This window comes from Ruegeria sp. HKCCD7296 (assembly GCF_013110775.1).
GTDB lineage: Bacteria > Pseudomonadota > Alphaproteobacteria > Rhodobacterales > Rhodobacteraceae > Ruegeria.
Map to the genome: position 1 here is coordinate 113,434 of NZ_WVRF01000012.1, position 13,667 is coordinate 127,100.

11 protein-coding genes are annotated in these 13,667 nt (G+C 57.4%); 3 read left to right on the plus strand and 8 right to left on the minus strand.

Translation table 11 applies throughout. The annotated features are described in order from the left end of the window. The 7 genes from upp to GS632_RS15940 all read right to left on the minus strand — a co-directional run bounded on the left by upp (position 1) and on the right by GS632_RS15940 (position 6,386). Positions 1-633 carry a uracil phosphoribosyltransferase gene (upp, locus tag GS632_RS15910; protein WP_171177569.1) on the minus strand — a complete coding sequence of 211 codons (633 nt, stop codon included), beginning with the start codon at positions 631-633 and terminating at the stop codon, positions 1-3. Then, positions 630-1,616 carry an adenosine deaminase gene (locus tag GS632_RS15915; protein WP_171722185.1) on the minus strand — a complete coding sequence of 329 codons (987 nt, stop codon included), beginning with the start codon at positions 1,614-1,616 and terminating at the stop codon, positions 630-632. The genes upp and GS632_RS15915 overlap by 4 nt, the downstream gene beginning before the upstream one ends. After that, positions 1,613-2,824, minus strand: coding sequence for a phosphopentomutase (locus tag GS632_RS15920; protein ID WP_171238229.1), 1,212 nt, complete (start codon positions 2,822-2,824; stop codon positions 1,613-1,615). Before GS632_RS15920 ends, GS632_RS15915 begins: the two co-directional genes overlap by 4 nt. Beyond that, a complete protein-coding gene (locus GS632_RS15925; protein WP_171238228.1) occupies positions 2,821-4,128 on the minus strand; it encodes a thymidine phosphorylase in 1,308 nt (435 codons plus the stop codon). Before GS632_RS15925 ends, GS632_RS15920 begins: the two co-directional genes overlap by 4 nt. Before the next feature lie 3 nt (positions 4,129-4,131). Then, complete coding sequence (locus tag GS632_RS15930; RefSeq protein ID WP_171238227.1) at positions 4,132-4,524, minus strand: cytidine deaminase; 393 nt, start codon at positions 4,522-4,524, stop codon at positions 4,132-4,134. A gap of 91 nt (positions 4,525-4,615) precedes the next feature. Further along, complete coding sequence (locus GS632_RS15935) at positions 4,616-5,719, minus strand: cupin domain-containing protein (RefSeq protein WP_171238226.1); 1,104 nt, start codon at positions 5,717-5,719, stop codon at positions 4,616-4,618. Continuing rightward, complete coding sequence (locus GS632_RS15940) at positions 5,682-6,386, minus strand: hypothetical protein (RefSeq protein WP_171722186.1); 705 nt, start codon at positions 6,384-6,386, stop codon at positions 5,682-5,684. The genes GS632_RS15935 and GS632_RS15940 overlap by 38 nt, the downstream gene beginning before the upstream one ends. A gap of 184 nt (positions 6,387-6,570) precedes the next feature. Here GS632_RS15940 and GS632_RS15945 point away from each other — a divergent pair, with 184 nt between their 5' ends. The 3 genes from GS632_RS15945 (at position 6,571) to GS632_RS15955 (ending at position 12,627) form a co-directional block, all read left to right on the plus strand. Beyond that, on the plus strand, positions 6,571-8,844 hold the full coding sequence (locus GS632_RS15945; RefSeq protein WP_171177583.1) for an NADP-dependent malic enzyme: 2,274 nt from the start codon (positions 6,571-6,573) through the stop codon (positions 8,842-8,844). A 368-nt stretch (positions 8,845-9,212) separates the two neighbouring features. After that, positions 9,213-11,102, plus strand: coding sequence for a propionate-CoA ligase PrpE (gene prpE / locus GS632_RS15950; protein WP_171177585.1), 1,890 nt, complete (start codon positions 9,213-9,215; stop codon positions 11,100-11,102). A gap of 88 nt (positions 11,103-11,190) precedes the next feature. Further along, a complete protein-coding gene (locus GS632_RS15955; RefSeq protein ID WP_171238224.1) occupies positions 11,191-12,627 on the plus strand; it encodes an amidase family protein in 1,437 nt (478 codons plus the stop codon). 260 nt (positions 12,628-12,887) lie between these two features. On the opposite strand, the gene GS632_RS15960 is transcribed toward GS632_RS15955, so the two are convergent. Then, entirely contained in the window at positions 12,888-13,649 is a 762-nt protein-coding gene (locus GS632_RS15960) for an NAD kinase (protein WP_171236476.1), read from the minus strand. Positions 13,650-13,667: the final 18 nt, after the last annotated feature.

The following is a 13,667-nucleotide window of genomic DNA, read 5'->3' on the forward strand; positions in this document are numbered from 1 at the left end:
TTATTTGGTGCCGAACATGCGGTCGCCCGCATCGCCCAGGCCCGGCATGATATAGCCTTTCGAGTTCAACTCGCGGTCCAGTGCAGCGGTGACAATATGCACATCCGGGTGCGCTTCTTTCATTCGCGCCACACCTTCGGGTGCCGCCAGCAGGCAAAGGAAGCGGATATCCGTTGCGCCCGCCTCTTTCAGCAGATCAATGGCAGCGGCCGAACTGTTGCCGGTGGCCAACATCGGATCCACGGCAATGACCAAACGGTCTTTCAGGCCTTCGGGTGCCTTGAAATAGTACTGTACGGGCTTCAGGGTTTCTTCGTCGCGATACAGCCCGACAAAGCCAACGCGCGCGGAGGGCACAAGTTCCAAAACCCCATCCAACATCCCATTTCCTGCGCGCAGGATTGACACCAAAGCCATCTTCTTGCCCGCTAGGATCGGGGCGTCCATCTCTTCCATCGGCGTTTCGATATGGCGCGTGGTCAACGGGATTTCGCGCGTGACCTCGTAAGCCAGCAAAAGCGTAATTTCGCGCAGCAACTGCCGAAACTCAGCCGTTGAGGTGCCCTTGTCTCGCATGAGCGTCAGTTTGTGTTGAACCAACGGGTGATCGACGACGGTCAGGTGTTCGCTCATGATGTCTCCAGTCTTTTCTTGACCCGCGTACGGGTATCTTCATCGCAGAAGGCCGCGTTCAGGGCCATCTCATTCAGTGTCGCAAAATCCTTGGCCTCCCAGCCGAAAGCTGCGTTCAACATCTCATACTCCCGCCGCATGGTCGTGTGAAAGAACGGAGGGTCGTCTGTGGACACCGTGACCTTTACGCCTGCGTCGCGTAAGCGTGCGATCGGATGCGCTGCAAAATCCGGGAAAAGGCCCAGAACCACATTCGACCCTGGGCAGACTTCAAGAGTGATGTCCCGATCCACCAATTCGCGAACAAGGTCGGGGTCTTCGATGGCGCGAACGCCGTGACCGATGCGTTCGACCCCCAGATCACGGATGGCATCGCGCACGCTGTCAGGGCCACCGAACTCACCCGCATGTGTGGTCAGACGCAGACCGGCTTCGCGCGCACAATCGAAGGCCCATTTGAAATCACCTTGCGCACCGATGGATTCGTTCCCGCCCATACCGAACCCGGTGATCCAGTCGCCAGCGGTCTCAGCTGCACATTGGGCGCTGCGCTTGGCCTGTTCGGGGCCGAAATGGCGCACGCAGGTGATCACGCCCCTCAGCGTAATGTCAAACTTGCGCTCGGCCTCGTCTGCGGCATCCTGGATGGCGTTCAGATAATCGCACCACGCGTGCAGATCGCCGCCACCGCAGAAATCCGGGCTGAGAAAAGTCTCGGAATAAACCACACCATTCTCGGCGCTTTCTTCCAGAATGGCCAAAGTGAGCCGTCGAAAATCTTCGGGCGTTTTCAAAACTTCGCAAGCGGCCTCGTACACGCTCAGGAAATGCGCGAAGTCGCGGAAATCATAAGATCCGTCCGACTTGAAGATACCGCCCAGGTCCACGCGCTTTTCATGCGCGAGTTGACGGATGAATGCCGGAGGCGCTGCGCCTTCGTGATGCAGGTGCAGTTCGATTTTTGGAAGGTCGGCGACGTTCATAAAAAGTTCCTACCCGGCCCTTGCGCCGGAATGTTCAGGTGATGAGCAATGCTGGCGGCGACATCGGCAAAATCCACTTGTCCGATCTTCCCCGCGCCCTGCCCTGCAATCAGAACCGGCACCTGTTCACGCGTGTGATCCGTTCCGGTCCAGCTGGGGTCATTGCCATGATCGGCGGTCAGCAGCAACAGGTCTCCAGGGCGGAGTTTCGCCAGAATCTTCCCGATTTCCCGGTCGAACCATTCAAGCGCGCGGGCATAACCGCTGATGTCGCGGCGATGGCCATACAAACTGTCGAATTCTACGAAATTGGCGAAGGTCAGACTGCCGTCTTCCGCCTCGTCCACGAGATCAGACAGGTGCTGCATCAATTCGGCATCAGATCCTTTGCGCAGCGTGTCGATGCCCTGCATCGAAAAGATGTCGCCGATCTTGCCCACGGCGTGCACCTTCCGTCCCGCATCCTGTGCCCAATTGGTCAGCACTGGTGCGGGCGGCAAAATAGCGAAATCCCTGCGATTGGTCGTGCGTTCAAAGCCAGTCTCTGGCGTGCCGATAAAGGGGCGCGCAATAACACGACCCACTTTCATCTCATGCAATCGCGGCGCGAGCGTGCGGCACATGTCCAGCAGCCGGTCTAGCCCGAAGCTTTCTTCGTGGGTAGCGATTTGAAACACGCTGTCGGCAGAGGTGTAGCAGATCGGCCAACCGGTCCGCATGTGCTCGGCACCCAACTCGGCGATGATCGCAGTGCCCGAAGCGTGACAATCCCCAAGGACGCCTTCGGTCCCTGCCGCTTCAGCCGCGGCACGGCTCAGGTCCGCTGGAAAGGCTGGAACCGTGTCTGGAAAATAATGCCAGTCCCACGGCACTGGCAGGCCTGCCAGTTCCCAATGGCCCGAGGGCGTGTCCTTGCCGGGCGAATGCTCGCGCGCGCAGCCCCACAGGCCGGTGGGTTCTGCGCCCAACCCCGGAATTTCGTCCCCGGACGCCAAGCGCACAGCCGCACCCAGACCCAATGCGTCAAGATGCGGCAAGGTCAAATTGCCTGATCGCCCGCCTTCTGCCCGCCCCTCGGCACAAGCCTGTGCGATGTGGGCCAGAGTATTAGCCCCTGTGTCCGGAATACTGCCATTGAAGAACTGACTGGCATCAGGTGCCCCGCCTATACCGACGGAATCCATGACAACAAGGAACGCGCGGGTCATACGCTGATCCTTTCGCGAACCAGATCAGGAACCGATGGAGGTGTATCGCTGATCGTAATAGCGCTGAGAACGCTTTTTGCAGCCCGAAGCGCGGCGTCCTCCCGTGCTGAATGGATTACAGCGATGGGTGCCCCTTTGGATACACGATCCCCCAGCCGGAGAATACCAGAGATCCCAACCGCTGGATCGATCTGGTCGCTTTCGACCTGACGACCACCGCCCAGCGCCACCACGGCAAGACCCAGCGCTTCTCCGTCGATGGCCGAGACGTAACCATCCCTGGGGGCGGGAACCTCTTGGATGACGTTGGCCTCTGGCAGGAACCGGGCCCAGGTTTCGACAAACTGTACGGGGCCGCCGACCGCAGCCATCATGCGACCAAACCGTTCTGCGGCGCGCCCGTCCCGGATGACTGCGGCGATCTGTTCGCGTCCTTCCGCGACCGACCCGCACATTCCGGCATCCGTCAACAATACCCCTCCGAGCTCGGCAGAGATGTCTGCCAACGGTGAAGATTGCGATCCGGTCAGGACCTTCATAACTTCTGCAATTTCCAAGGCATTGCCCAACGCGGGGGCCAGTGGCTGGTTCATATCCGTAATCACCGCCGACGTCCGGCACCCCGCCGCGTTTGCAGTCTCGGTCAATGCTGTGGCAAGCTTTTGAGCATCTTCCATCGTTTTCATGAAGGCACCGCTGCCGACCTTGACGTCAAGAACCAGTGCGTCCGGGCTGGCCGCCAATTTTTTGGAAAGGATCGAAGCCGTGATCAGGTCCAAACTTTCGACAGTCGCGGTTACATCACGCACCGCATATAGGCGCTTGTCCGCCGGTGCGATCTGCCCCGTTGCACCCACAATGGCCGCACCGGTATCGCGCAAGATCTGCGCAAGGCGATCCCGCCCGATCTGTGTGCTGACACCTGGTATCGCCTCAAGCTTGTCCAGCGTGCCTCCAGTGTGTCCCAACCCACGGCCCGAGATCATTGGAACATATGCCCCGCATTCCGCCAGCGCCGGAGCAAGTACAAGGCTAACGCTATCCCCGACTCCGCCGGTCGAGTGTTTATCGATCACCGGCCCGTCGACATCCCAAGTAAGCACATCACCGCTGTCGCGCATCGCGACTGTCAAATCCGCGCGCCCCTGCGGGCCCAAACCGCCCATGCAGACGGCCATGGCAAAGGCCCCGGCCTGCGCGTCGCTGACACTGCCATCGGCCAGCCCCTGTGCAAACCAGATCAATTCTTCGCGCCCCGGCACCTCAAGCCTGCGCAGCTTTGCAATGATCGAACGGGCATCCATGCGTCAGACATCTTCCATATGAGAGGCATCAAACGCGCCAGGCAGCAATTCTCCGATGGTGGTTTCGAACTCGGCACCATCCACGGTTGCCAAAGTGACTTTCACATCACGCTTGCCGAACTCGGCCAGTTTCTGTCGGCAACCACCGCAAGGCGGCACGGGTTGCGGGCTCGAGGCGACCACATAGACCTCAGTGAGGTGCTGTTCGCCTGCGGCAACCATCGCGGCAATCGCACCGGCCTCGGCACAGGTGCCTTCAGGGTATGCGACGTTCTCGACATTGCAACCAGAATAAATCTGACCCGAGGAAGACCGCAGCGCCGCGCCTACCTTGAAGTTCGAATAAGGCGCATAGGCGTTTTCCCGGACGGACAAGGCAGCGTCTTTCAGCGACATGGCGATTCCTCATTTTTGATCATCTGGTCAGAAAATTGGACCCTACCGGAAAAAGGCGGGGGAATAGAAGCCCCCTTACCTTGTTTTTCAGTCACCCCAGTGTTGTGTTGAAGGTACCGGGCAAGGTGACTTCCAGCAATTCCATATCATCCGATGGTGCGGACAAACGCGTACGCATGCCCGGTGGAATGACAAAAGCATCCCCTTGTTCCAGCCGGTAGGGTTCGCGACCTTCGCCTTCCAGCGCAACTTGGCCGTCCATCACGAAGGTGAAATGGATATCGGTGTCATGGCTGGCCCATTCCGGTTCACCCTGCCCTTTGCGCACGACCTGAACCCCGGCGACCCCCTTAGTGTTTTCGGCAATCGTTGTGTCGCGGCAGATGTAACCTGGCAAACGGAACGGCACCCATTCGGCATCCTTCGCCTGATTGTAGACAAAGCGTTGCCCCTGCCATTCCCGATCGGGACGAAAATGCGGGGTTGGGAGCTGCATGTCATGGTCGATTTCCGTGACATGTTCTGCCGGCACACCGATCTCGATGACCTGAACATTGTCGGATGCTTCCAGCACGCGATGGCGAATTTCCGGTGGTTGGATAAAGCAATCGCCAGCCGTCAGCCGCATCTTTTCGCCCTGGTCTTCATAGACCACATCGACCCAACCGTGGATGCAAAAGATCAGTTGAAACCCAACCTTGTGAAAATGCACCATGTCAGGCACGGGGCCGCCGTCTGGAATACGAATATGGCTTGCGATGATTGAACCGCCGAGCCGATCCGGCACCAGATCGCGGTAATGCATTCCGGCGCGCCCGATAATCCAAGGAGCCTGATCCTTTAGCCTGCGCACCACAAAGGAATGAACCGTTTCAGGCATCACAAGCGGCGGGTTACGCTCTTCGATTTCGACACGGGTCCCGTTTGGCGCAACAAGAACCCGTTCACCGTTGGCGAAACCTTCTGGGTCATCGGTCAGAATACGCAGCGTTCCGGCGCTTTCAGGTGCATCCTTTTCGATGCGCAACCGCAAACCATGCCCTGAGAACACCGCAATGCGCGGATCGTCTGCGGGATAGATCATGTCCATCTTCATCCCCAACGTCTTTGTGTAAAAGGGGATGTCGTCACGCAGCTCTTGCGTGGGCAGGCGAAATTCAGCGTATGTCTGCGATGGCTCGGCTGTCTTGGTCATGGGGCGTTCCGTTGGATTGTGTTTTCGGCCATCCGATCAGAACAGAGGCCAAAAGGCCAATCGAAAAGAACATCTCGAGCGTTTCTTCCAGAACAAAAAGCCGCACTTGCATGAGGTCAGACAAGGCACCGCTGTACAGCCCGACAAATTCTTCCAACAGCTGAGCAATCACGGCCGCGCATCCCGCCGCAACGAACACAATCAATGACAGGTTGCGTTGCTTGAACGCACGCCACCCTGTTGGAATGCCGTGCCAGATCGCACCGCCCAGCACCAACAGGATCAGCGCAACCCTGACCCATACGATATCCAGAAACACGTCCAACCCATGAAGGATCGCAAATGGCAGACTTCCTTCGGAATAGATGTCAGCCTCTAACTCTCGCTCAGCAAGCAAAAGGCATGTGAGGCCGATATAGGCACGGGTCACGCCCCGGTACCCCCACAGCGCCGCAAGACCCGCGACAAACAAACCTGCGGCCGAGACTGTTTCTATCGGGCCGCCTTCGTGGTTGAACTTCGCCGCGAACTCGGGCCACACAAGAATAACGCTGACCAGAGCACCCGCCAACAACGCTGAACCCCACAGCGCCAGCCGAGCATACTGGGCACGCGACATAAAGCCGTAGGACAGGCCACCGACCTGCTCATTAAACTTGATTGTCATAACTGCTTGTTCTTGCCTGAGTGGTGTTATGGGTTGCAAAGTTGCCTAGACGTAAATGTTTTGTGACAAAAATCAAGCTTTATACACTTCACGGTTGCGACAACTCGCCGAAGTGACGCAACGTAGCCAAGCCAAAAGAAATAGTTTAAGGTTAAATTAAATTTTTCAGGGAGAAGAAACGCCGATGTCCGACACCCCTAGCCTGCGACAGGCTTCGCTTGATTATCATGCCCATCCCAAACCCGGAAAGCTTGAGATCAAGGCGACCAAGCCGATGGCCAACGGGCGCGATCTGGCCCGCGCCTACTCGCCCGGCGTGGCCGAGGCCAGCCTTGAGATCAAGGCAGATGCAGCAAATGCAGAACGGTACACTGCGCGCGGCAATCTGGTCGCGGTGGTGTCCAATGGCACAGCGGTTCTGGGGCTGGGCAATATCGGGGCGCTTGCGTCCAAGCCGGTGATGGAGGGCAAGGCCGTCCTGTTCAAAAAATTCGCAGGCATCGATTGCTTTGATATCGAAGTCGACCAACCAGACCCTGAAAAACTGGCGGATATCGTCTGCGCGCTTGAACCAACATTTGGCGCAATCAACCTGGAAGACATCAAGGCCCCCGATTGTTTCATCGTCGAAAAGCTCTGCCGTGAGCGCATGAACATTCCTGTGTTCCATGACGACCAGCATGGGACCGCCATTGTCGTTGGGGCCGCTGCCAAAAACGCCCTGCACGTGGCCGGAAAGTCCTTTGACACCATTAAGGTTGTCTCGACCGGAGGTGGAGCTGCGGGGATTGCCTGCCTGAACATGCTGGTGAAACTGGGTGTCAAGCGCGAGAACATCTGGTTATGCGACATTCATGGGCTTGTCTATGAAGGCCGCGCCGAGGATATGAACCCGCAGAAATCCCAGTTCGCCCAGAACTCGGATCTGCGGACATTGGATGAGGTCATCGGAGAAGCAGACCTGTTTCTCGGCCTCAGCGGTCCGAATGTCCTTAAACCCGAGATGGTTGCAAAAATGGCCAGCCGTCCGATAATTTTTGCGTTGGCCAACCCGACGCCGGAAATCCTGCCACAGGCCGCGCGCGACGTTGCCCCAGACGCGATCATAGCCACGGGTCGCAGCGATTTTCCAAATCAAGTCAACAATGTACTGTGTTTTCCCTTTATCTTCCGAGGCGCGCTGGATGTGGGCGCGACCGAGATCAATGATGAGATGCAGATCGCCTGCGTTGACGGCATCGCGGAAATGGCACGCGCGACAACAAGCGCAGAAGCCGCGGCCGCTTATAAAGGTGAACAACTGACTTTTGGCCCGGATTACCTGATCCCCAAACCTTTCGACCCTCGTTTGGTTGGGGTCGTTTCATCATCCGTAGCCAAGGCCGCCATGGAAAGCGGTGTCGCCAAACGACCAATCGAAGATTTTGAGGCATACAAAGAAAAGCTGAACCAGACCGTTTTCAAATCCGCCCTACTGATGCGCCCTGTGTTCGAGGCCGCTGCGGTCGCATCCCGCCGGATCGTTTTTGCCGAAGGCGAGGATGAACGCGTGCTGCGCGCCTCACAAGCCATCCTGGAAGAGACAACAGAGACACCAATCCTGATCGGACGCCCGGAAGTGATCGAAGCGCGCTGTGAAAAGCTGGGCCTGACAATACGCCCTGGAACGGATTGCCAGATCGTAAACCCGGAAAACGATCCGCGCTATTACGATTACTGGAACTCGTACCATCAGATCATGCAGCGCCGCGGCGTGACACCGGATCTGGCCAAGGCAATCATGCGCACCAACACCACCGCGATCGGCGCCATTATGGTGCATCGCGGTGAAGCGGACAGTCTGATCTGCGGTACATTCGGCGAGTATCGCTGGCACCTGAATTATGTCGAACAGGTTTTGGACGATGGCGACCTGCGTCCGCATGGTGCGTTGTCCCTGATGATTTTGGAAGACGGGCCCCTGTTCATTGCCGACACCCATGTTCGTCAATTGCCCACCCCTGAAGAGCTGGCCGAAACCACCATTGGTGCGGCACGGCACGTGCGCCGGTTCGGGATCGAGCCCAAAATTGCATTCTGTTCGCAATCCCAATTCGGCAATCAAGCCGAAGGGTCCGGCAAACGGCTGCGTGCGGCGCTGAACATTCTGGATCAACAGCCGCGTGATTTCGTGTACGAGGGTGAAATGAACCTGGATGCCGCTTTGGACGGAGACCTTCGGGCGCGCATTTTCCCGGCTTCGCGTCTTGAAGGCGCAGCAAATGTGCTGATCTTCGCTCATGCGGACGCTGCCAGCGGGGTGCGCAATATCCTTAAGATGAAAGCTGATGGAATCGAAGTTGGCCCCATTCTGATGGGCATGGGCAACAAAGCTCATATTGTAACGCCGTCGATCACCGCGCGCGGCTTGCTGAATATGGCTGCCATCGCTGGCACTCCGGTTGCGCATTACGGCTGAGCAATCGCAATGATAACCCGGACCGCACTCTGGAATGGGGTGCGGTTTACCAGCAATTTACGAATGGCCGATAACTTGTGGCCGTCTAAAGGTTGTTCTGTCGGCAGTAGTCAAACGCGCTTAACACTTCGAGTTTTGTTGAGTCGTAGCCCGTTCCTGTTTTTGCAGCGCAGGGTTTGCAGATTTGCAAACTCGACCTTGAGATCTTTGTTTCCCGCTGGCAGAAAAGAGGTTTGCAAAACTTTGCAGCCTCTTCAGCGGTTTCCTGCAAATATTTTGCGATAAACTGACGCGTCGCCATTTGACACGCTTGCCCGAAAGTTTTCTGGGTCCTAACACAATATTCAAGTCGTTGTGAGGAGAACGAGATGGCGTATCAGGACGTTTATGACAGCTGGAAAACTGACCCCGAAGCGTTCTGGATGGACGCCGCCAAAGGGATCGACTGGGTAAAAGAACCCAGCAAAGCGTTGTTCGACGACAATGCCCCACTGTATGAATGGTTCAGCGACGCGCGGGTAAATACGTGCTGGAACGCGGTAGACCGTCACGTGGAAAACGGTCGCGGAGAGCAAACGGCCATCATCTATGACAGCCCCATCACTCATACCAAGCGCGAGATTTCGTATGTTGAGCTACGCAACCGTGTGGCCAACCTTGCCGGTGCGCTGCGAGCCAAAGGTGTCGAGAAAGGTGATCGCGTCATCATCTATATGCCGATGATCCCCGAGGCGCTTGAGGCAATGTTGGCCTGTGCACGACTGGGCGCGGTGCATTCGGTTGTGTTCGGCGGGTTTGCAAGTAACGAATTGGCCGTTCGTATTGATGACGCCAAACCCAAAGCGATCATCGCCGCGTCGTGCGGGATGGAGCCCGGTCGCGTGGTGCACTATAAACCTCTGCTGGACGGCGCGATCGACCTGGCTGATCACAAGCCAGAATTCTGCGTAATATTCCAGCGTGAACAAGAGGTTGCTCAACTGATTGAAGGACGCGACTTCAACTGGCACGGTTTTCAATACGGCGTTGAACCTGCAGAATGCGTACCGGTCGATGGTAACGATCCGGCCTATATCCTTTACACCTCTGGCACCACGGGTGCGCCCAAGGGTGTTGTGCGCCCCACTGCCGGACATCTGGTGGCGCTGAACTGGTCGATGAAGAACATCTACAACGTCGATCCAGGCGATGTGTTCTGGGCGGCATCCGATGTGGGCTGGGTCGTAGGACATTCGTATATCTGCTACGCACCGCTCATCCATGGGAACACAACCATCGTTTTCGAAGGAAAACCGGTTGGCACCCCCGACGCTGGCACCTTCTGGCGCGTGATATCAGAGCATAAGGTCAAAAGCTTTTTCACCGCACCCACGGCGATCCGCGCCGTAAAACGAGAAGACCCAAAGGGTGAACTGATCGCCAAATACGACCTGTCGCATTTGCGCGCCCTGTATCTGGCAGGCGAACGTGCCGATCCCGATACGATTATTTGGGCGCAAAATGCGCTGAACGTTCCTGTGATCGACCATTGGTGGCAAACCGAAACCGGTTGGGCCATCGCTGGCAATCCCCTGGGCATCGAAGAACTGCCGATCAAGCTGGGCTCACCCGCCAAACCGATGCCGGGCTATGACGTGCAAATTCTGGACGAAGGCGGCCACCCGATGAAAGCGGGAGAACTGGGCGCCATTGCGGTCAAGCTGCCGTTGCCTCCGGGCACGCTGCCGACCCTCTGGAACGCAGAGGAACGGTTCAAGAAATCCTATCTGGAGCACTTCCCCGGTTACTATGAAACGGGCGATGCAGGCATGATCGACGAGGACGGATACCTCTATATCATGGCGCGAACTGATGATGTCATCAACGTGGCGGGTCATCGCCTTTCGACCGGCGGGATGGAAGAGGTTCTGGCCGCCCACCCGGACGTGGCCGAATGTGCTGTGATCGGTGTATCGGATCAGTTGAAGGGTCAGATGCCTGTCGGGTTCCTATGCCTGAATGCCGGCGCCGACCGGGACCACGGTGATGTGGTTCAGGAGGTCATCAAGATGGTGCGCGAAAAGATCGGCCCCGTTGCAGCCTTCAAACTGGCAGTGATCGTCGACAGGCTGCCCAAGACCCGTTCGGGCAAGATCCTGCGCGGCACGATGGTTTCGATTGCTGACGGTCAGGACTATAAAATGCCTGCTACCATCGACGATCCTGCCATCCTTGATGAAATCAAGGACGCCTTACAAACAATCGGTTACGCAAAGTGATCTTGGGGCGGCGCAGGCCGCCCTTTTCACGTCTGCCCTTGCAACCGGAACAAAGCCCCCTACTGTCGCTGTAACACAGTGAGGGCCCATGACAGATTCCGACATCTGGCGTCTCAGCGCCACAGACTTGACCACCCTGACGCGACGCGGTGATCTAAGTGCGACTGAGGTTGTACAGGCTTCGATTGACCGGATGAATGCAGTCAACCCCGACCTGAATGCCGTGGTCGAAGATCTGCGCGCAGAGGCGTTGGAACGTGCACATTTCTTGGATAACGCGCGTGCAAGCGGGCAACCGAGCGGAGCACTGCATGGTGTACCGGTCACGATAAAAGTGAATGTGGATCAGAAAGGTCACGCTACCACCAACGGCGTCGTGGCATTGAAAGACGTCATCGCGCCGGATGACGCACCGGTTGTCAGCAATCTGCAAAAGGCTGGGGCCATTGTAATCGGGCGAACCAACACGCCGGAGTTCTCGTTTCGGGCCGATACGGACAACGCGCTTTACGGGCGCACACATAACCCATGGGGCAGCCATATCTCACCCGGCGGATCATCGGGCGGAGCGGGCGCGGCCGTGATGGCAGGTATCGGGGCGCTGGCCCATGGCAATGATATCGGCGGCAGCCTGCGCTTTCCCGCAGCTGCCAACGGGGCGGTCACAGTGAAACCAGGGCTGGGGCGTGTTCCCGCCTGGAACCCAAGCCAAAAGGTCGAGCGCGGCTTGTTGGCCCAGTCAATGTCTGTTCAGGGCCTGATTACCCGGACTGCAGCAGATTTGCACCTTTCGATGCCCAGCCTGATCTCGGCAGACGCGCGCGACCCATTCCATGTGCCAATGCCTTGGCGCGGTGAATCCCCGGCTGGTCCGATCAAGGTGGCATTCACGAAAAACACTTTTGGCTATGCTCTGCATCCCGAAGTCGAAAAGGCCCTTGATACGGCGCGCGACGCGTTGGTTGATGCTGGCTATGCCGTAGATGAGGTCGATCCGCCGGACGTTTTCGAATGTGGGCGGGTCGGTTATCGCGCACTTATGGGCGAAGTGCTGACCCTGATGAAATCGGATATCGAAGCGGCCGGTTCGCAAACCATCCAAGAGATTTTCAACGTCTACTTTCAGGAATTCCCGCCGATCGTCGAAACCGAGCTGGTAAAAATGCTGGCCAAACGCAGCCACTACGCGCGCGAATGGTCGCTGTTCATGCAAGATTATCCGCTGGTTTTGTCACCCTTCTTGCCGCAGCCCTTCTTCAAGCCCGACCGCGATACGGAAGGGGCTGAAGGCGTGCATGAGGTTCTGGGCTGCGCGGTGTATTCTTACGCGATGAACTTCCTGGGGCTTCCGGCAGCCTGCGTACCCGCGCACTTGGCCGATCTGCCGAAGGGACCACAACCGATTAATGTTCAAATTGCAGCGCAGCGATGGCGCGAAGATCTGGCGGTAGACGCCGCTGCGGCAATCGAAACCCGCGTGGGTCAAATGTGCACCGCGCTTTGGGATCAAATGAAAAGCGAATAATTGGCTCCAAAAAGAAATAGACCCCGGGTCATTGTGCCCGAGGTCCAACTGCTAAAATAAGCCCGGAAATCTGATGACGAGCGTAGCACCACCCACCCTCGCCAGCGCAAAATTTGCACAATCATTCGAAAACGCCGTTCAGGTGGCCACTCACTCCCACCTTGGCGTGTTCTCCAGGCAAGTTGAGATTACTAAAACGGCAATCAATTCCATGTGAACTGGTTCACATAAACCGAAAAAAAGTGCACGGCGGCCAGCTTTTATGTGAATTGCTCAGAAATCAGGCGTTCTTCGAGCCCGTGGCCCGGATCAAATAGAATGCGGTGGGCTATTGCCGGCTCCGACCTGATCTCGACCCAGTCGATGTCCGGGAAAGAAATGGAATCGGCATCCGCCATGACCGGGCGCTTTTCGGCATCAAGAACGTCGAATCGAACCTTTGCGATCTTGGGCAGCAGCGCGCCACGCCAACGGCGGGGACGGAACGCGGCAATCGCAGTCAACGCCAAAACGTCCGAACCAATTGGCAGGATCGGCCCGTGTGCCGAATAGTTGTAGGCCGTCGATCCGGCGGGTGTCGACAGCAGGGCTCCATCGCACACCAGTTCCGACATCCGCACGCGACCGTCAACGCTGATCTTCAGCCTTGCAGCCTGTGGGCCAGCCCGCAACAGCGACACTTCGTTGATGGCCAGCGCCTCGTGCAACTTGCCTGATTGATCCATTGCGCGCATCGCCAGCGGATTGATAACCTCTTCTTCGGCATCCTCGAGACGCGCGATCAGGTCGTCTTCGTGGTATTCGTTCATCAAAAAGCCGATCGTGCCCCGGTTCATACCGTATACCGGTGTGTCGAGATGCTGCATGTTGTGCAGGGTGTGCAACATGAAGCCATCCCCGCCGAGAGCAACCACAACATCTGCGTCGCGCGGTGCAGCGTTTCCGTGTTTAGCCACCAGAGCATCCCGGGCCGTCTGCGCCACTTTGACCTCACTGGCAAGAAAGGCGATTCTCTTTTTCATATTTTACGGTTTCCGGTC